The 18767-nt window shown below is 71.1% G+C and carries 17 protein-coding genes; 10 read left to right on the forward strand and 7 right to left on the reverse strand.

Annotation, left to right across the window (positions count from 1 at the left end):
- Positions 1-24: 24 nt before the first annotated feature.
- The 3 genes from BMY07_RS00150 to BMY07_RS00165 all read left to right on the forward strand — a co-directional run bounded on the left by BMY07_RS00150 (position 25) and on the right by BMY07_RS00165 (position 3585).
- On the forward strand, positions 25-1395 hold the full coding sequence (locus BMY07_RS00150) for a tryptophanase (RefSeq protein ID WP_092774333.1): 1371 nt from the start codon (positions 25-27) through the stop codon (positions 1393-1395).
- Between the two features lie 627 nt (positions 1396-2022).
- The gene (locus tag BMY07_RS00160) at positions 2023-2712 is read left to right on the forward strand and encodes a DUF998 domain-containing protein (RefSeq protein ID WP_177215349.1); all 690 of its coding nucleotides are present in this window, start codon (positions 2023-2025) and stop codon (positions 2710-2712) included.
- Positions 2713-2781: 69 nt separating this feature from the next.
- Positions 2782-3585: a hypothetical protein gene (locus BMY07_RS00165; protein ID WP_143073280.1), complete on the forward strand. Its 804-nt coding sequence runs from the start codon at positions 2782-2784 to the stop codon at positions 3583-3585.
- 1 nt (position 3586) lies between these two features.
- Here BMY07_RS00165 and BMY07_RS00170 read toward each other — a convergent pair whose 3' ends face one another.
- Together BMY07_RS00170 and BMY07_RS00175 are read right to left on the reverse strand one after the other, a co-directional pair.
- A complete protein-coding gene (locus tag BMY07_RS00170; RefSeq protein ID WP_092774335.1) occupies positions 3587-4252 on the reverse strand; it encodes a leucine-rich repeat domain-containing protein in 666 nt (221 codons plus the stop codon).
- Positions 4253-4273: 21 nt separating this feature from the next.
- Entirely contained in the window at positions 4274-8245 is a 3972-nt protein-coding gene (locus BMY07_RS00175; protein WP_143073281.1) for a hypothetical protein, read from the reverse strand.
- Positions 8246-8563: 318 nt separating this feature from the next.
- On the opposite strand from BMY07_RS00175, the gene BMY07_RS00180 reads away from it, so the two are divergent.
- On the forward strand, positions 8564-9526 hold the full coding sequence (locus BMY07_RS00180; protein ID WP_092774337.1) for a DNA topoisomerase IB: 963 nt from the start codon (positions 8564-8566) through the stop codon (positions 9524-9526).
- Here the strand turns inward: BMY07_RS00180 and BMY07_RS00185 are convergent.
- Positions 9506-11884, reverse strand: coding sequence for a glycoside hydrolase family 65 protein (locus BMY07_RS00185; protein WP_092774338.1), 2379 nt, complete (start codon positions 11882-11884; stop codon positions 9506-9508). The two genes, BMY07_RS00180 and BMY07_RS00185, sit on opposite strands and share 21 nt — an antisense overlap.
- Positions 11881-12615 (reverse strand): HAD family hydrolase, encoded by a 735-nt coding sequence (locus BMY07_RS00190; protein WP_092774339.1) that lies wholly within the window; start codon positions 12613-12615, stop codon positions 11881-11883. The genes BMY07_RS00185 and BMY07_RS00190 overlap by 4 nt, the downstream gene beginning before the upstream one ends.
- On the opposite strand from BMY07_RS00190, the gene BMY07_RS00195 reads away from it, so the two are divergent.
- Positions 12614-13126: an STAS domain-containing protein gene (locus tag BMY07_RS00195; protein WP_177215350.1), complete on the forward strand. Its 513-nt coding sequence runs from the start codon at positions 12614-12616 to the stop codon at positions 13124-13126. The genes BMY07_RS00190 and BMY07_RS00195 overlap by 2 nt on opposite strands.
- 327 nt (positions 13127-13453) lie before the next feature.
- Complete coding sequence (locus BMY07_RS35090) at positions 13454-13741, forward strand: WhiB family transcriptional regulator (protein ID WP_342741514.1); 288 nt, start codon at positions 13454-13456, stop codon at positions 13739-13741.
- Here BMY07_RS35090 and BMY07_RS00205 read toward each other — a convergent pair.
- Both BMY07_RS00205 and BMY07_RS00210 read right to left on the reverse strand, forming a co-directional pair.
- On the reverse strand, positions 13738-14523 hold the full coding sequence (locus BMY07_RS00205) for a SigB/SigF/SigG family RNA polymerase sigma factor (protein ID WP_092774896.1): 786 nt from the start codon (positions 14521-14523) through the stop codon (positions 13738-13740). The genes BMY07_RS35090 and BMY07_RS00205 overlap by 4 nt on opposite strands.
- 11 nt (positions 14524-14534) lie before the next feature.
- Positions 14535-14990 (reverse strand): ATP-binding protein, encoded by a 456-nt coding sequence (locus BMY07_RS00210; protein WP_092774341.1) that lies wholly within the window; start codon positions 14988-14990, stop codon positions 14535-14537.
- Positions 14991-15113: 123 nt separating this feature from the next.
- Here BMY07_RS00210 and BMY07_RS00215 point away from each other — a divergent pair, with 123 nt between their 5' ends.
- From BMY07_RS00215 to BMY07_RS00225, 3 genes are read left to right on the forward strand one after another with little or no spacing between them, the layout of a single operon-like run.
- Positions 15114-15536 carry a phage holin family protein gene (locus BMY07_RS00215; protein ID WP_092774342.1) on the forward strand — a complete coding sequence of 141 codons (423 nt, stop codon included), beginning with the start codon at positions 15114-15116 and terminating at the stop codon, positions 15534-15536.
- Positions 15533-15817, forward strand: a complete 285-nt coding sequence (locus tag BMY07_RS00220) for a DUF3618 domain-containing protein (protein WP_092774343.1) — start codon at positions 15533-15535, stop codon at positions 15815-15817. The genes BMY07_RS00215 and BMY07_RS00220 overlap by 4 nt, the downstream gene beginning before the upstream one ends.
- 2 nt (positions 15818-15819) lie before the next feature.
- A complete protein-coding gene (locus BMY07_RS00225; protein WP_092774344.1) occupies positions 15820-16086 on the forward strand; it encodes a DUF4235 domain-containing protein in 267 nt (88 codons plus the stop codon).
- A gap of 10 nt (positions 16087-16096) precedes the next feature.
- Here the strand turns inward: BMY07_RS00225 and BMY07_RS00230 are convergent, their stop codons facing one another.
- Entirely contained in the window at positions 16097-16303 is a 207-nt protein-coding gene (locus BMY07_RS00230; protein WP_092774345.1) for a hypothetical protein, read from the reverse strand.
- Between the two features lie 131 nt (positions 16304-16434).
- On the opposite strand from BMY07_RS00230, the gene BMY07_RS00235 reads away from it, so the two are divergent.
- Positions 16435-18369 carry a SpoIIE family protein phosphatase gene (locus BMY07_RS00235; protein WP_092774346.1) on the forward strand — a complete coding sequence of 645 codons (1935 nt, stop codon included), beginning with the start codon at positions 16435-16437 and terminating at the stop codon, positions 18367-18369.
- The last annotated feature ends 398 nt before the right edge of the window (positions 18370-18767 follow it).

Raw genomic sequence — 18767 nt, forward strand, 5'->3', positions numbered from 1 at the left:
CGAGGAAAAGGACGTAAACCGCAGATGCCGCTCATGGAGCCGTACCGCGTCAAGGTCGTCGAGCCCATTCCGATCCTCACCAGGGCCGACCGGGAAGCGGCCATGGCCAGGGCTGGTTACAACCCGTTCAACCTGCGCGCCGACGAAATCACGATCGACCTGCTCAGCGATTCCGGGACCGGCGCTCTCTCGGCCGCGCAACAGGCCGCGGGCGCGATCGGCGACGAGACCTACGCGGGGTCGGCGTCGTGGTTCCGCTTCCGCGGGGTCGTCGACGAGCTGACCGGGTACCCGCACATCTTCCCGGTCCACCAGGGCCGCGCCGCCGAGCGGATCCTGTTCAACGCGCTGCTCGAGCCGGGCCAGTTGTGCGTCAGCAACACCCACTTCGACACCACCAGGGCCAACGTCCTGCTCGCGGGCGGCACCCCGGTCGACCTGCCCTGCGCCGCGGCCGCCGACCTCGACAGCGACCACCCGTTCAAGGGCGACATCGACCTCGACGCCCTGCGCGCGACCCTCGCGGGCCCCGAGTCGGTCGGCGTGGTGGTCATGACCATCACCAACAACGGCGGCGGCGGTCAGCCGGTGTCCATGGCGAACCTGACCGCGGTGCGCGACCTGTGCCGCGAGCACGGGGTGCCGTTCTTCCTCGACGCGGCCCGTTTCGCCGAGAACGCGTGGCTGGTCGTGCAGCGCGAGCCCGGCTGGTCGGACAAGACCCCGGCCGAGGTCGCCAGGGCCGCGTTCGACCTCGCCGACGGCGCCGTGGCGTCGCTGAAGAAGGACGCCATCGCCCACATCGGCGGCTTCCTCGCGCTGCGCGACCCGGACCTGGCCGCCCAGTGCGAGCTGGTCCTCATCGCCACAGAGGGCTTCCGCACCTACGGCGGCCTCGCCGGGCGCGACCTGGAGATGCTCGCCCAGGGCCTGCGCGAGGTCGTCGACCCGCGCTACCTCGCCGCCCGCGCCGCCGCGACCCGCTACCTCGGCGACCTGGTCAAGGCGGCGGGCGTGTCCATCGTCGAACCCGCGGGCATCCACGCCCTCTACCTCAACGCCGGGCGGCTGCTCACCCACCTGCCGGCCGCCCAGTACCCCGGGCACGCGCTGGCCACCGAGCTCTACCTCGCGGGCGGCATCCGCTGCGCCGAGCTCGGCACCCTGTACCTGGGGGAGGAGGACGAGAACGGCACCCTCGTCAAACCCGCCCCATTCGAACTCGTCCGCCTGGCCATCCCGCGCCGGGTCTACACCCAGAGCCACCTGGAATACGTCGCCGAGGTCATCGCGGAGATCGCCAAGAACCCCGAACGCGTCCCCGGCTACCGGATGGTGTCGTCACCGCCACTGCTGAGGCACTTCAACTGCCGCGTGGAGCCGGTGCCCGCGTAGTTCCCGGTGCCCGTGTGGTTACCGGTGCCGTGGTGGGGCTGGTGAGTCGCTGGGGGTGCCGGTGTCGGCGTGGGGCTGGTGTCCCTCGACGAACTCGGCGCCGCCATCGAGCAGCACGGTCACGCTGAACTGGCCAGAGGCCGAGCGGTGCTAGCGGCGATGACAGAGCCACCACGCGGCGTTGACCACCTCGTCGAGCTGGTGATCGATCAGCTACTCGGCCCGGTTAACGCCAACGGCGCCGAGGCCGTGTTGCCGCGCGGTCGCCGGAACCGTGCTGGAGCCGGTGCTCGCAGGTAGCCGGTGTCGGCGTAGTGCCGGTGTTCGCGTGGTTGCCGGTGCGGTGGTGGGGCTGTGCCTGCATCGTTGCCGGTGCCAGCGTGGGGCTTGGTGCCCGCGTGGTTGCCGGTGTGATGCCGGTGGCCGTGTGGTTGCTGGTGTCGGCGTGGTGCCGGTAGCCCGCGTGGAGTTGGTGTCCGCGTAGTTACCGGTGCTGTGCTGGAGTCGGTGCTCGCGGGGTTGCCGGTGCCGGCGGTGGGCTGTGCTCGTGGGTGCCAGGGCTGGCGTTGAGTTGGTGCTCGTGTGGTTCTCAGTGCCGCCACAGGGTCTCTGCCTACGCTGGTCCGCGTGGCTGTCGAGGCGCGGACCAGGCGGGAGACCGGGGTGCTGTGGGCACTCGGTGGGCTGCTCGGCGGTGTCGTGCTGCTGCTGGCGTTGCACGTGCTGCCGCCGACTGCCGACATCAGCCCGGTGCGGCGCACGATCAGCGAGTACGCCCTCAGCGGCAGCAAGTGGCTCTTCGACACCGCCCTCGTGCTGATCGCCACCGCGTCCGCGCTGGCCTTCACCCTGCTGTGGCGCCGCCGCGCGCACGTCCCCACCGCGGTCCTGGGCGCCATCTGGACCCTCAGCCTCCTGACCATCGTCCTGTTCACCAAGAACAACTGGTCAGTAGGCCCCAGCACCGGCGGCACGATCCACCGCTACGCCAGCGTCGCCGCCTTCCTCGCCCTGCCCCTGGCCACCTTCCCCGCCGCCCGCCACGTGTTCCCCGACCACCGCGTGTGGCGCTGGTCCACGCAGGCCTTCGCCACCCTGTCCCTGCTCTCCTTCGGCACCATCGTCGTAGGCGCCCTCAACATGCTCGCCGGTGGTCCGCCGTGGTGGCGCTTCGTCCCGCTGGGCCTGGTGGAACGCCTCATCGCCCTCTCCGCAGTAGCGGCCCTGCTGCTGCTCATGCTCGGCCTGCTCCGACAGACCGGGGGGCCGCCCAGCGCGGTTCGATCATGGGACCGCCCCGGGACGGGGTCGGGTTGAGCCATCTCGACCAGGGGGTGTTCGGGCGTCCGGTGTCACGTCGGACGTCCGACCGGCGATACGGTGGTCGTGATCGAAGTCTGTACCGATGAAGCCTGGTCACCGTCGGTCGTCGGCGTTTACCCGTTCGGGCGACCCGCGGTGCGCCGCGCCCCCCGCCTCCCCGAGACCGACCGCGCCGAGGCCTTCCTGCTCGGCCTCTACCCCGGTGCCCTGCGCGTCCGCTGGCACCGGCCCGGCGGCGGGCAGGTCGCCGCGCTCGCCGTGGACGACGAGCCCGACAGCTGCCCGACCACGGCCGACCAGGCCGACCGGGTGGCGAGCTGGCGCGGATCCGTCGGCTGGCGGACCGACTGGGGCACTGTCGAGGTCGCCGACCCGCCCGACGCCGCGCGGCTGGTGGTCACCGAGGTGCTCGACCCGCTCGGCCTCGACCACCGCGCGGTCTACTCGACCCACTGCGTCCCCACGTACTTCGTGAAGTCCGGCGACCGCCAGGCCAACGCCATCGCCGAGTACGACCGGTTCGCCACCGCCGCCGGACTGCCCCGCTCCGCGCTGCACCGCCGCCCCGACCGCCGCGAGCTCGTGCACCGGGCCCTGCGCCACGAGGGCCGCGAACTGCTCCGCCAGCTCAAGGACGCCGACGCCCCGCTGGTGATCACCCTCGGCCGGGAGGCGGCGGACGTCTTCGCGGGCCTCGCGGGCACCGACCGCGTCCCCTTCCGCCTCACCGGCTCCTACGGCACCCCCCACCACGTCCCCCTCGGCGCCCGCGAACTGCGCTGGATCCCCCTCATCCACCCCGCCACCCGCCGCGGCGTCGGCTGGCGCAACACCCATGCCCGCTGGGCGCTGGAACACAGCAAGTGACTCACATGTCGTCGCGCCGGGCGAACAGCGCGTGGACCTGCTCGGGGTCCGACGCCAACGCCGACGTCAGCTCGTCCTCCGTCACGACCGGGTGACCGAACTCGGGCTGGTCGGTGTGCCGCAGCCCCGGGCTGTTGAGCCGGAGACCGCTGTCGTCGCGGTAGCAGCAGTACGGCAACCCCGCGTCCTGCAGCCGGCGGGTCAGCCGCCATTCCCGCGGCTGCGAGCACTCCACCCGGACACCCCGGGCGCGCAGGGCGGGGATCACCCGCTCGTAGGAGTCGTCGGACAGCGGGTTGCCCTCGACACTGACGCCCAGGAGGGTGGTCACGTCCAACAGCGGACCCAGGTCGACGACCAGGTTGCGCGCGAGTTCCGCCCGCACCAGCGGCAGGGCGTGGAGTCCCGCGAGTGAGACGAGCCCGCTGTCCCTGACCACCAGCGACCGCAGCCTGGCCAACTCGGCCACCTCGGTCAGGTCGACCGGATCGCACCCGAGCAGGACAAGCAGCTCCAGGCCGTCGCAGCGCCGCAACCCGGTCAGGTCACGGGCGTTGCTGAGTGCCAGCCGACCGATCCCCGCCCACTCGTCGTCCCGCGCGGGTAGCGCGTGCCCGACAGCGTCCTCCACCGCTGCCGCGACCGCCGGATCAAGTGCGCCACCCATATCCGAGCCTCCTCGTGCGTATTACTTGACGATGAGCTTGGTGTAAGCCGTCAGGAAATCGGTATCGACCTGGGCGTAGTTCGCCGTGTGGATTTCACTCAACTTGCGGAGCGTGATGTTGTCGTGCCGTCGTACAGTCACCTGGGGGTCGCCCACACCGGTGACTTCGATCTCCTTGTAGGTGGCGTCGATCTCGATCTCCCACAGTTCGGGTGCGAACGAGTCAATTTTCCCGTCCCACATCAACTTCCCGTCTACGAGCAGCGAGTGCATCACTCCGACGAACTCGGCGGGCGTGCCCTTGGGGTGGTTCTTGACGAACTTCAGGAAGTGCCCGCGCAGGCTGTTGTGCCAGATCCCGTCCCGGCCGTTGTAGATGTTCTTGCCCTTGTTCGAGAACGCTCCGGCGTGGACGTGGATGGATTCCTTGCCGTACCTCTTCACCGTGTTCGAAGGGGTGATCTCCCAGATCACGTGGCAGGTATACGAGCGGAGTTCGTGCTGCAGGGTCACCCAGTCGTCGGCGATCAGGGTGCCGTGCTGGAGGTCCTTCCGACTCCGCACGGCGACTTCGAGGACCTCGCCGATGTAGTTCGTCGGTATCCACTCGTGCATGCCCTCGTTCGCACCCCGGTACTCGCCCTTCAACCAGGCGCGCGACCCCGGGTGGGTGTCCCACAAGGTCTTGAACCGGTCGTAATCGATCTTCATGACGGTGCCGCCGCGCGCCATTGACCTGAGGAAGCCGATGACCCCGTCCGGGTGTGAGCGAACGGCGTTCTCCAGGTCGACGTCCGGTGGCGGGGTGCTTCCCGGCAAGGGGAGGTATTTTCCGTAGTGCCCCTTGGTCACGTCGAAGGCGAGGGTTGTGTAGTCCTTCCCGCCTTTTCCCCTGGTGTGTTCCGTGACGTCGGTCCGGATCTTGTCCTCGGATGCCTTGCCGACACCGGTGAGGAAGTCCGTCCGGGTGTCGCTGGACCCCACGAAGATCTTTTCCCGCCAGATCGTGGGCTTGTCCGGCCGGACTTTCCTGCCCGCGACGTACTTCGCGTAGAGCGCCTTCTGGTACCCGGCGTCCCGCAGCACCTTCGTCCCGTGGTCGGCCGAGCCCCGCAGGACGGACTCGTCCGACCAGATCGTCGTACGGCTCAACTGGTGTCGCCACCACTCCAGCAGGGCCTTCCCCAGGAACTTGCTGCCGAAGGCGAAGAGGTACCGCGGGAACCTGTCCTCGCGTCTCTGCTCCTTGGCGGCCCGTTCCGCCGCCGTGGCCCGCATCCGTTTGGGCGCCGTCCGGGCGGTCTGGACGTGCAGCAGTTCGCTGTCCAGGGTCTTGGCGTCGGTGACCAGGTGCAGGGGGACGCGGTGCTTGCGTTCGATCGCGGGCAGGCGGTCCGCGATCTGGTCGCGGGAGTCGGACCGCGCCAGGGCGCGGGTGGCGTCGGCGATGGCGGCCTGCTCGCGCGCGTCCGCGCCGCGTGCCCGGTCGGCACCCGGCTTGCCGCGCCTGGCGGGATCGCGCCGCTGACCAGGTCCGGGTCGTCGCTTCCCGGGGCCTGCCGGTGCGGGCTTTCCCGGTCCTGCCGTCTCGTGCCGCTTGCCGGGCTCCGGCGAACCGCGCCGCGTCTTGGCCAGGACCGCGCGGCTCGCGGCGACGATCTTGTCGATGACGAGGTCGACGGCCTTGGTGACCGGTTTGCTCAGGGACTGAACGATCGACTTGACCCTGGCGGTGACGCCGCCGAGGTTGAGCAGGGCGGCCAGGGCGCCGATGAGCAGGGGGATGCCCGCGGCCAGGGCGTTCTCGACGAGCAGCGGGACGCCGCCGCCACCGCCGCCCGCGATGGCGATGACGGCGTCGAGGACGGAGTTGACGAACGCCATGACCTGCGCGGCGTTGTCGATCAGGAACCGGACGAAGTCGATGATCATCTTGATCGCCCGGATGAACGCCGACGCCGGGTTGAGCAGGCTGATGATCAGGGTGATGCCCGCGACCAGGACGGTCGGCACCAGGTATTCGGCGATCTTGCCGAACAGCGCGCCCTTGATGTCGCCGACCGCGTCGCGCACGACCGGGCCGACGCCCTCGGACCGCAGCCGCGCCGCCTCGGGCACCGCGGCCTCGACCGCGTCCATCGCCCGCTCCGGGACGCCGCGGCGCAGCACCCGGGCGCGGATGGTCGCCCAGGTCAGCCCGAGGAGGGTGGCGATCATGGTGATGATCCCGGGGCTGTCGAACCGCGCGGGCACCGGCAGGCCCGCGGCGGGCATGGCGCCGAAGAGCCAGCCGACCAGGCCGCGCTTGAGGTGCTCGCCGATGTTGGCGACGAACCCGCGCAGTCCGGCGCCGACCGCGCTGACCAGGTTGCCGAGGAAGCCGATCGGGTCGCGCAGGATGGCCCCGATCACCGCGGCCGCCTTGGCCAGGATGCCCAGCAGCAGGTCCTTGAGCTTGAGGATGGTGTCGATGACGCCCTTGACCGCGTCGACCGCCTTGGCCACCAGGCCCTTGTTCTTGTCCTTCTCGGCCGCGATCTCCTCGTCGACGGACTTGAGCGCGTCGTTGTACTTCGCGGCGAGGGTCTGCACGAGCGCGTCGCCCTTGGCGTCGACGGACTCGGTCAGCTCGTCGAACCTCCCCGAGAACTCGTCGGCGGCCCGCTTGCCGATCGCGCGCAGTTCCGGCGCCAGCGAGTCGACGGCGGTGCGCAGTTCGGCGCGGCCGACGCCGATGCGGGCCTTGGCGCGGTTCAGCTCGCCGCCGATGAGGTCGGCGACCTCGGAGATGACCCGCTGCACGCCGGTGACGTAGTTCTGCCGCGCGGCGTCGAAGAACCGGTTCACCTCGGCGGGCATCCCGGCGACCTTGTCCTTGATCCACCGGGCCGGGCCGAGCGGCCCGGAGTACCGCTTGTCCTTGTAGTCGTCCATCTTGCGCTTGTGCTCGGCGGTGAACGCGTCGCGGACGGCCTTCTCCCCGGCGGTGAACCGGTCCTCGACCTTCTTGTCCAGCTCGCCGAGGATCTTCTCGACGTCGGACTTGGTGGCGTCGAAGACCTTCTGCAGCGTCGTGGTGACCTGCACGCGCCGCGCCTCGTCCTCGCTCTTGGCGCCCTGCTTGCCCGCGGTGACCTGTGCGCCCGCCTTGGTCCGGTCGCCCGCGAACGCGGTCATCGCCGTCGCCCCGGCCCGCGCGGCGTTGTTCTTCGTCCCGGCAAGGGTTTGCGCCTCCGCCGCCCGCACCTGGCCCGGCGCGGTCGCGGCGTGCGCCTCGGCGGACTTCTTCTCCCGCAACGCGTCGGCGAACTCGGGCTCGTTCGACCTGGCCAGCTGGTCCTCGGTGACCTCGGCCCGCGCCATCTGCTGGTCGACCTCGGCGGGACCGGCGGAGAAGTCGGTGGCGGCCGCGGGTGCCTTGTCCGGCACGGCGTTGGCGGCGTTCGGCGGCGCGGGGGTGGGCGGCGGGCGGTCCGGGGCGAGCGGGGTGACCGGTTTCTCCTGCGCGGCACCGGTGTCGGGCGGTGCCTTGGTGGTGGTCTCGATCTGCTCGGCCGACTGCTGCTTGCCCTGGGTGACCTGGCCCTGCACCTGGCCCTTGACCGCGTCGGCCTTGCCGGAGTCGGCGAACTTGTCGGCCTCGTCGAGGTTCTTGGGCGCCTGCGCGGCGATGGCCTCGTTGACCGCCCGGACGAACGCGGCCTTGTCGAACTCCCCGGGCTTCGCGGCGTTCATCTTCTCCGCGTTGGCCGTCTTGCCCTGCGCCTCCTTGTCGTCCTGGGGCGGGGTCGCGGCTGCTGCCGCGGCGGCGGCCTCGGTGCCGGGCGGGGGATGCGCCTTCGCCGTGCCCTGCTTGCCTTCCACCTCAGCGGCGACCACGGCGAACTTGGCGTCGGACTCTGCCGCCGCCCGCGTCTCCACCCGCTGCACCGCAGGCCGGGCGAGGAGACGCACCGCCGCCCGGTTGCCCGCCACCCGCTGCAACCGTTGCACCGCGGCGGGATCCACCGCCCGCCCCAGCCGAACCTGGCCTGACTCCCGCGGCCGCGGCACGGCCGACTGCGCTTCAGGGCGTTCCTGGGCACCGTCAGCCGGTGTCTTCACACGTCCCCCCAGACCTGCGCCTGCTCCTCTCACCCCAGTCTGGGGGACTTCGCCGGGACCGGAGGCCGAGTCAGCGGACGGTTGCGGCTTCCCGGAAGGGCGTAGACCCCCGTGGGACTGACGGCTCGCCGACCCGCTGCGCCACGATCGGCCCGAATTGGGGCGAGCGGTGTTTCAGCAGGTCCGAACCCGGGAACACCCCCGCTCGTGCGACTGCGGCGCAGTGATTGCTCGGCACCGGGGATCCGGCGGCGGAGGGTGGGGCGGGGGTTTGCCTACAGCCGCGATGACGGGCGGGTGGTGACGGAGGAGGAGAAGGCTCGGGTCAAGGGGTTGGCGGTGCCGCCCGCGTGGCGGGACGTGTGGATCTGCCCGCACCCGACCGGGCACATCCAGGCGGTGGGGGTTGATGACGCGGGGCGCAGGCAGTACCTCTACCACGACCAATGGCGGGAAGACCGGGACGCCGAGAAGCACGAGCGGGTGTTGGTGCTGGCGCGGCGGATGCCGAAGGTGCGGGAGCGGATCGAGCACGACCTGAGGCTGCCGGGCCTCACGCGGGAGCGGGTGCTCGCGGGCGCGCTCAGGATCCTCGACAGGGGTGTGTTCCGCGTCGGTGGCGAGGAGTACGCCGAGGAGAACGACTCGCGCGGCGTGTCCACATTGCTCCGCAGGCACGTGACCCCGCGCGCGGGTGAGCTTCACTTCGAGTTCCCCGCCAAGAGCGGCCAGCACCGAGAGGCCACCATCAAGGACCCGCTGCTGGGCAAGCTCATCGTGGCACTACGACGAGGACGCGCCGACGACGACAGGTTGTTCTACCACCGGGACGGCGAGATCCACGCCGGTGAGGTGAACGAGCGGTTCAAGGAGTTCGCGGGCGATGACTTCACCGTCAAGGACATGCGCACCTGGACCGCGACCGTGTTGGCCGCCACCGAGTTCGCCGCCTACGACGGGCCGCCGAGCAAGCGCGCGGTGGCGCAGGTCATGCGGACCGTCGCCGAGCAGTTGGGCAACACGCCCGCGATGGCCCGCAAGTCCTATGTGGACCCGCGGGTCGTCGACGCGTTCACCGGGGGCCGCACGATCCCGCTCAAGCGCGCCACCGGCGAGCAGGACGTCCGGGAGCCGCTGGAACGCGCCGTCCTACGGCTCCTGCGTACTTGAGCCCGCCTTCGTCCGGCGGCGCGGTTCGCGGCCAGGCGGGGCGGACGGGGTGGGGAAGACCGGGGGAGCGGGGATCGGCAGCGTCACCTCGCCGTCGATGACGATGTCGTCGCCGTGGTGGCGGGTCCGCACCGGGTCGCCGGAGGTCAACCGGTAGGTGGCCTGGTCGGCGGTCACCTCCACCTGGATGCGGCTGTCGCGGTAGGACATCCGGAACGCCACCCGGTCCAGCGCGTCGGGCAGCCGGGGCGCGAAGGTCAGCGTGCCGCCGTGGTCGCGCATGCCGCCCAGACCGGCCACGATCGCCTGCCACGCCCCCGCCAGCGACGCCATGTGCAGGCCGTTGGCGACGTTGTGGTGCAGGTCGTTGAGGTCGGTCAGCGCCGCCTCGGCCAGGTAGGCGTAAGCGAGATCCATATGACCGCACTCGGCCGCGACAACCGACTGCGTTCCGGCTGAGAGCGACGAGTCCCGGACCGTGCGGGCTTCGTAGTAGGCGAAGTCAGCGGCCTTCTGCTCTAGCGTGAACGCGTCCCCCCGCAGGTGCAGGGCCAGGACGAGGTCGGCCTGCTTCACGACCTGCCTGCGGTAGAGCTCGAAGTACGGGTAGTGCAACAGCAGCGGGTACTTCTCCGCCTCGGTCCCCTCGAAGTCCCACTCCTCGTGCGCGGTGAACCCCTCGGCCTGCTCGTGCACCCCGAGCAGCTCGTCGAACGGTAGGCGCATCCGGTCCGCCGCGCGCGCCCACTCGGCCAGCTCGTCCTCGGTCACGTCCAGCCGGGTGGCGACCTTCGGGTTGCGCTCACAGGCCGCGATGGCCTCGCGCAGGTTCTTCTGCGCCATCAGGTTCGTGTAGATGTTGTTGTCCACCACCGCCGAGTACTCGTCCGGCCCGGTGATCCCATCGATGCGGAACCCGTCGTGCGGGTCGTGGTGCCCTAGCGACCGCCACAGCCGGGCGGTCTCCACCAGCAGCTCCGTGCCCGCGGCCTGGTCGAACTCCGTGTCCAACGTCGCCGCGTAGTACCGGGCGACCGCGTCGGCGATGTCAGCGCTGACGTGGAAGGCCGCCGTACCCGCGGGCCAGTACGCCGAGCACTCCTTGCCGTTGATCGACCGCCACGGGAACGCCGCACCGCGCTTCCCGAGCACCTCGGCGCGTTCTTGCGCCAACGACAACGTCGAGTGCCGCCACCGCAGCGCGTCTCTAGCCGCCTTCGGCATCGTGTACGTCAACACCGGCAGGACGAACGTCTCCGTGTCCCAGAACGCGTGCCCGTCATAACCGGGACCGGTAAGACCCTTGCCCGGGATGCCGCGACTCTCCCCGCGCGCCCCGGCTTGCAGGACGTGGAACAGCCCCAACCGCACCGCCTGCTGGAGTTCGTCGTCGCCGTCGATCTCGACGTCGGCGGCCTCCCAGAAGTCGTCGAGGAACGCCCGCTGCTCGGCCAGCAACCCCTCCCAGCCGGTCTGCAGCGCGCCCGCCAGCGCCGCCTCCACCTGCGCGCGCAACGCGGGACCCGAGCGCGTGCTCGACCAGCCGTAGCCCAGGTACTTGGTCAGCCGCAGCACCCCGCCGACCGGGATGTCGGCCGCCACCGTCAGCCGCGCCAGGTCGTCCTCGGCCGACACCTCGGTGCGCAGGCCCGGCACGTCCTCGACCTCGTGGTCCATCCCGGCCGCCATCCGCAGCCCGGACTCCTTGGTCTGGTGCACCAGCACCGCCCGCAACCCCGAGCAGTGGTGCGACTCACCGGCCAGCGGCGACTTCAGCGCCAGCGCGACCCGCGGGTCGCGGGTGCGGCTCTCGATCGGCTCGTTGGCCAGCAGGTCCGACTGCACCACCAGCTGTGTCTTCTCCGGCCCCGCGCTGTCCCCGGCGACCGGCTCGACCTCGTAGCGGATGGCCGCGACCGCGCGCTGGGTGAACGACACCAGCCGCTGCGTGCGGACCCGCACCCGGCGCCCGGTCGGCGACTCCCACAGCGTCTGCCTGGTCAGCACCCCGGTGCGGAAGTCCAGCGTGCGGTGGTGCTCCAGGGCCTGCCCGTAGCGCATGTCCAGCGGCTCGTCCTCGACCAGCAGCCGGATGATCTTGCCGTCGGTCACGTTGACCACGGTCTGCCCCGCCTCGGGGTAGCCGTAACCGGCCTCGGCATAGGGCAACGCGTGTTCCTCGTAGAACCCGTTGAGGTACGTCCCCGGTAGCCCTACCGGCTCACCCTCGTCGAGACTCCCGCGCAGCCCCACGTGCCCGTTGGACAACGCGAACACGGACTCCGTGCGGTGCAACTGGTCCACCGCGAGCCCACTCCACCGCAGCTCCCACGGCGCCAGGTCGAAACCGCCGCTCACTTGGCCCCGTCCAGCAGCTCCGCCAGGTCGTCCACGACGATGTCGGCACCGTGCTCCAGCAACTGATCCGCTTGGTCAGCCCGGTCGACGCCGACGACGTAACCGAACCCGCCCGCGCGCCCCGCTTCCACGCCCGACAACGCGTCCTCGAACACGGCAGCCTCACCAGGCGCCACACCCAGGGCGCGCGCCCCGGCCAGGAACGAGTCCGGCGCCGGTTTCCCCCGCAGCCGCTCTTCGACGATGGTGATGCCATCGACGCGGGCCTGTACGAACGAGGTCAGACCCGCCACCTCCAACACGTGTTCCCCATTGGCGGACGACGTCACCACCGCGATCTTCAACCCCGCCGCGCGTGCCGCCTCCAGGTACGCGACCGAACCCGGGTAGGGCTGCACGCCCTTCTCGTCGATGAGCCGCAGCAGCGCCTCGTTCTTGCGGTTCCCCACGCCGTTGATGGTCTCCGCGTCCGGCGAGTCGTCCGCGCCGCCCTCCGGCAGCTGGATCCCGCGCGACGACAGGAAGGTCCGCACGCCGTCCGCGCGCGGCCTCCCGTCGACGAAGGCGGTGTAGTCGTGCAGCGTGAACGGCGCGCGATCACCGTCCGAGCGGTGCGCGAGGAACTCGTCGAAGGTCCGCTGCCACGCGATGCGGTGCAGGGTCGCCGTGCTCGTCAGCACGCCGTCTAGGTCGAACAGGCAGGCCGTCACCGCGCCGGGGAGACCGATCATGCCTGAACGCTACCGGCGCCACGGCCGCGCGGCAGGTCAACCCGGTGTGACCGCCACCTGGTATGACCGCCGGGTCGGGTTCGCGCTGCCGCCCGCTGGACGCTCCTGGGACAATGCCTCCATGCCAGCCTCGACGCCCGCCCCCGACCCGGCCCCCGGTGCCGCCTCGCCGCAGCTGCTGGAGGTCACCGTCGACGAGCACCCCGAGGGTGCCGTCGTGGTCCGCGCCGGTGGCGAGATCGACCTGCTCACCGCGCCCCGCTTCGCCGACGCCATGGTCACCGCCATCGACGGCGGCGCCGCCCTGGTCGTGGTCGACCTGGACCAGGTGACCTTCTTCGGGTCGGCCGCGGTGGCGAACCTGGCCCGCGCCGCCGAGCGCGCCGACACCGCGGGCACCGTGTTCCGGCTCGTGGTCGGCGAGTCGATGGCCACCAGGGTGCTGGAGATCAGCGGGCTCGCCGACCTGCTCGACCTGCGCCCCACGGTGGCTGACGCGCTCGCGGGCTGATCCTGCCGGTTACCACCGGGTTACTCCGGAGAGTGACCAGCGCCACCTCCGCTCGGGAACGCTCGACCCCCCTCGCGCGTTGGACCGGGTGTCGCCGCGCGGAGGAAGACCCGCGGACGTTTCCCGGAGATGTTCCCCCCAACGTCGCTGGACGCACGCCGTGTGCCTCCGCGACGGCGACACGAGCCGCCGACCGGACGACCCCCCACCCCAGTCCGGTCGGCGGCGCACCCCCCGCACCCCGCGCGCCTCGTCCACTACCGAGTGTCATCACTCGGTAGAGGTGCGTGGGGTTTCGCGCGGGTGCCGCGGGGCTACCCGGCCGGGGTGAGAAGAGCCCCCGAGCCGTGGCAGGCCCACGGCGCCTGCCAGACGTTGCCCGTCGACCGGTTCTACAGCCCGGACAACGAGCGCGGCCTCGCCCGCGACCGACGCGTCCAAGCGGCCAAGCTGGTCTGCTCCCGGTGCCCGGTGCTCCGCCGGTGTCGTGATTTCGCCCTGCGCACCGCGGAGCCCTACGGCGTCTGGGGTGGTCTGGACGAGCGCGAGCGCGCGGACCTCCGTCGCGCCGCCCGCATCCCTACGCCCAGAGGCACCGAGGTCGCCGCGGTCTAGAGGTCCTCGGTCATCATCTCTCGTAGGCCTGCGAGGGTCTTGGCCAAGAGGCGGGACACGTGCATCTGCGAAAGCCCGACCTTGTCCGCGATCTGCGTCTGCGTGAGGTTGCCATAGAAGCGCAGGATCAGGATCTGCCGCTCGCGTTCAGGTAGCCGTGCCAGCAGCGGTTTCAGCGTCTCGTGGTACTCCACGTCAGCCATACCGGTGTCCTCGACGCCGATCCGGTCCCCAACCGACCCGGTCTCGTCCTGCGGTCCCAGGATCTCGTCGAGCGAGCGCGACCGGTACACCGCGCCCGCCTGCAACCCCGCGTAGATGTCCTCGACCGGCATGTCCAGCCGCTCGGCCAGTTCTCGCGGTGTCGGTGCCCGCCCCAGGCGCTGCGACATCTCGCTGGTGGCCCCGGCGATGGCCAGGTGCAGTTCCTTGAGCCTGCGCGGGACCCGCATCGACCAGCTCGCGTCCCGGAAGTGCCTGCGCACCTCGCCCATCACCGTGGGCACCGCGAAGGACAGGAAGTCGCTGCCCCGGCCCGGGTCGAACCGGTCGATGGCGTTGATCAACCCGACCGTGGCCACCTGGAGCAGGTCGTCGTAGGGCTCGCCGCGGTTGGCGAAGCGCCGCGCCACGTGCTGGGCCAGCGGCAGGAACTCGGTCACCAGCGACGCCCGCAACCGCTCGCGCCGCGGGCTGCCCGCGGGCAGTTCCGCGAACTCGGCGAGCAGCGGGGCGAGGTGGGCGTATCCGGAGTTCTCCACGCGTTCGGCCGACGTGGCCATCTGGGGCTGCGTCACTCGTGCGCCGTCCTGTTCGCCATCCCGAACTCGATCACCAGCTCCGGGAACACCGGCCCGGGCCGCACGCTGTCGCGCACCCACTCGGCCAGCGAGGACACCAGCGTCCAGCCCAGTCCCGCGCGCTCGAGGGGGTCCTCGTCGAGCACCGGTACCGAGCACCGCACCTCGACGCCCTCGTCGGTCACCAGGAACCGCACCGCCATCGTCCCGAACGGCAGGGCGCGGGTCAGTGCCATCGCGCACGCCTCGTCGACCAGCAGGCGCAGGTCCGCGATCGAGTCGATGTCGAAGTCCTTGCGCATCGCCACCGCCCCGGACACGGTCCGCACCAACGGCAATTGAGTGTGGGAGGCGTCCACTCGGAGCTCCACCACCTCACCCGCGGGCGGGGTCGTGGGGGAGGCGATGGCGGGCGCCAGCCTTCGGCGCGGGTGCAGCGGGTCGGTCACTGTGCCCGGATACCCAGCGGAGCCGGTTCCACACCTGCGTGACGGCCTGTAGTGACTAGAGCGTCGAGAAGCCCACGCCGCCGCGCAGGAGTAACAGCACGTTGCAGCGGGTAGCTCAAGGGTATGAACGAGTCGAAACCGACTACACGGGTGAACGACCCGACCGAGCCGTCTACGGGTGAGCTGGTCGGCAGGCTCGGCGAGCAGGTCTCACGCCTGCTGCGCGACGAACTCGAACTGGCCAAGGTCGAGCTCAAGGACAAGGGCAAGCAGGCCGGTGTCGGCGCCGCGCTCGGCGGTACGGCGGGCATCCTCGCGTGGTTCGCCGTGGGGACCCTGGTGGCCGCCGCGGTCGCCGGACTCGCCACCGCCGTGCCCGTGTGGGCGTCGGCGCTGATCGTGGCCGGGGCGCTGCTGCTGATCGCGGGCGGGCTCGCGGCGATCGCGGCCAACCGGGTCGGGCACGCGACCCCGCCGATCCCGGAGCAGGCGATCAAGAGCACCCAGCGGGACGTGGCAGTCGTGAAGGAGAGTGCGCACCGATGAGCAAGCACGCCGAGCAGGAGGCCCTGCGCGCCGACATCGAGCAGGCCAGGGGCGACCTCGCCGAGACGGTCGACGCCCTGGTGGCCAAGACCGACGTCAAGCGCCGCGTCGGGGAGAAGACCGAGCAGGTGCGCGGGGTCATCACCGAGCGCGCGCACGAGGCCAAGGCGAAGGCCGGTGACGCTGTCGTGCTCGCGCGCCGCAACCCGGTCCCGGTCGCCCTGGGTGCCGCCGCGGTCGCCGCGCTGGTCGCCCTGCTGGTCCGACTGCTGGGGAGGTAGCCGTGCGACTGCTGTACCGGCCGTTGAGCCTGCTCGTCAGCGTCCTGGGCGGCCTGCTCGCCGGGGTGCTGTTCAAGCGGGTCTGGCGCGGGGTGTCCGGCGACGACGAGGCGCCCGAGGCGACGTCACCGGACCACTCCACCCGCGAGGTCCTGCTCGCCGCGCTGCTGCAGGGCGCGATCTTCGGCGTGGTCAAGGCCGGGGTCGACCGCGCGGGCGCCAAGGGGTTCCGCAAGCTCACCGGCGAGCACCTCGACAAGAAGGACTGATGCCGACCACTCAGTCCGGCGGCTCCTGGGCATCCGGTCCGGGGGCCGCCGACTCGTCGTCGGCCTCGTCCGCGTTCGCTTCCGCGGTGTCGACCTGGACGGGGCCGTGGGTCTCGCTGGTGGCGTAATCGTCGAGCGGTGCGGTGCTGCGGTCGAGCAGCCGCTCCGCGTCGGGGGTGTCGGCTTTGCCGGTTTTCGCGTTCTTCTCGTCACTCACCCCGCGTGGGTATCCCGGATAGACGCCGCCCACACCGGGCCCGTCGATGTTGCGTGTCACCCGTGCGAGGTCCAGGCTGACCGGCGGGGGAGCGGCTGCCGGGGATCCGGCCGCCGCGGGTCCGGGGCGTGATGGGGGGCATCGAACTGCACGAGACGGACGCCGCGGCGCTCGCGTTCGAGACAGCGCCCGCGATCATGTGGCTGTTCGCGGGCCAGGAGCACCGCATCCTCGCCGCCAACCGGCTGGCCAGGGCCAGCGTGGGGGACCGCCCGGGGCTGATCGGCACCCCGGTGCGCTCGGCCGTGCCCGAGGCGGCCGGTCAGCAGGTGTTCGAGCTGCTCGACCAGGTCGCGCGCACCGGCGAGCCGCAGCTGGGCGTCGAGCGTCGGGTCGAGGTCGACATCACCGGCGACGGCGACATGGTCGAGGGCTACTTCAACTACAGCGTGGTGCGGATCGTGGCGTCGGACGGCACGTTGGTGCTGATGGCGCACTGCATCGACGTTACGGCCTCGGTGCGTCAACGCCGTGCGGCGCAGGCAGAGGTGGCCGAGGTACGGCAACGGCTCGCAGCCGAGCGTCGGGTCACCCTCCAACTCCAACGCAACCTGCTGCCGACAGGCCTACCGCTGCTGCCTGACGTCGGACTGGGCGCGGCCTACGTGCCCGCGGGGGAGTGGCACACCGCGGGCGGGGACTGGTACGACGTGGTGCCGATGCCCGGCGATCGCGTGGGGTTCGTGCTCGGTGACGTCGTGGGGCACGGGCCGACCGCGTCCGGGGCGATGGGGCAGCTACGGGCCGTCGCCGCCGAACGGCTGGTGCGCGGCGGGACGGTCAGCGAGGTCCTGCGCGCGCTCGACACCATCGCCCGGCTGTCCCCGGACGCCCGGGGGTCCACGGTGTGCGTCGCGGTGTTCGACCGGCTCACCCGGGTGTTGGAGCACGGCAGCCGGGGGCACCCACGGCCGCTGCTGCTCGGCGCCGATGGCGTGCCGCGCTTCCTCGACGGCCCGGTCGGCCCGCCACTGGCCTACCTCGACGGCGACTCGCCCGTCGCGTACACCACGCTGACCCAAGGTGAGACCCTCGTCCTGTACTCCGATGGCGTCGTCGAGGCCCCCGGCCGCGGCTTCACCGAGTCCCGCGACCGCCTCGTCGACTGCGTCGCCCACGTCGCCGCGCGCAACACCGACACCGACCCGCGCGACCTCCCCGACCGCCTGTGCTCCGCCCTCGCCGCGATGGTCGACAACCAAACCTCCCGCGACGACGTGACCGTGCTCGCCGCCACGGTTTTGGCCGGCCCGGCCCCTCGGCTCGACTTGGCACTACCCGCGGCACCGGAGCAGCTCGTGGTCCTACACCGCGAACTCAACGCCTGGCTCGACGCTCTATCCGCGCACCGCGACGACCGCATGGGGATCGCGCTGTGCATCGTGGAGGCGGTCACGAACTCGATCGAACACGGCTACCGGGACCACAGCGGGACCGTGACGGTCTTGGCCGAACTCGACGGTGTCGGCGGTGTAGAGGTGACTGTCGCGGATACGGGTACCTGGCGGGAACCGATCGAACGCAGCCCTTACCGCGGCCGCGGAATGCTGATGATGCGCGAATGCAGCGACCACCTGTCCGTCGACACCGGCGACACCGGCACGACTGTCCACATGCGCCGCACCATCCGCCGCCCACCGGTCCCCCAGCCGGACTTCGACCCACCACACCCGCTGACGGCCCCGCACTCGTTCTCGGTCAAGACCGAGGTCTCCGGCACCACCGTCCGCGTATTCGCCACCGGCGTCCTCGACTCCTCTAACGCGGGCGAACTCCGCTCCGCCCTCCAAGAAGCCGCCCGCAGCGGCGTAGGCACCTGCACAATCCTCCTGGCCGACGTAGACCTCCTAACCAGCGCCGCCCTCCGAGTCTTGTATGAGCAGGTGACGGACCTCCGAGCCACCGCCCGAACCCTCCGCCTCATCACACCCCCCGAAAGCCCCGCCGCCGCAGCCTTCACCGCCAGCGGCCTAACCCAACTCCTCCCGGTCTACAGCACCGAGTAACCCACCCCCACACCTTCCCGCCGGCCCAAGACTCAGCGACGTTGGCCAACCACGCGCTCCTCGGAGTCACCGGTCCCAACTGGTCGAGACTCTGCGACGTTGGCCCCCACGTGCCCCTCTACAACGTTGGCCCTAACTGCCCCTCCCAGGCGTTGGCCGAACAACGCTCCTCGGAGTCGCTGGTGCCAACCCTGCTCGATGGGGCGGACTTGTTTTGCGTGGGGGGACAGCAGCCGTAGCGTCGTCCACGCGGCAGGGCCTGCTTTTCGGCCCCTGCTTTGCGGTTCTGCCACGGGTGTTGTAGGGGCCCCACGCAAAACAAGTTCGCCCCATCGAGCAAAGCTCGAAACTCGCGCCCCACCGCAATGCCGCAGGCGAGCCGTTCACTGTCGACGGCG

It is taken from the genome of Actinokineospora terrae (assembly GCF_900111175.1).
GTDB lineage: Bacteria > Actinomycetota > Actinomycetes > Mycobacteriales > Pseudonocardiaceae > Actinokineospora > Actinokineospora terrae.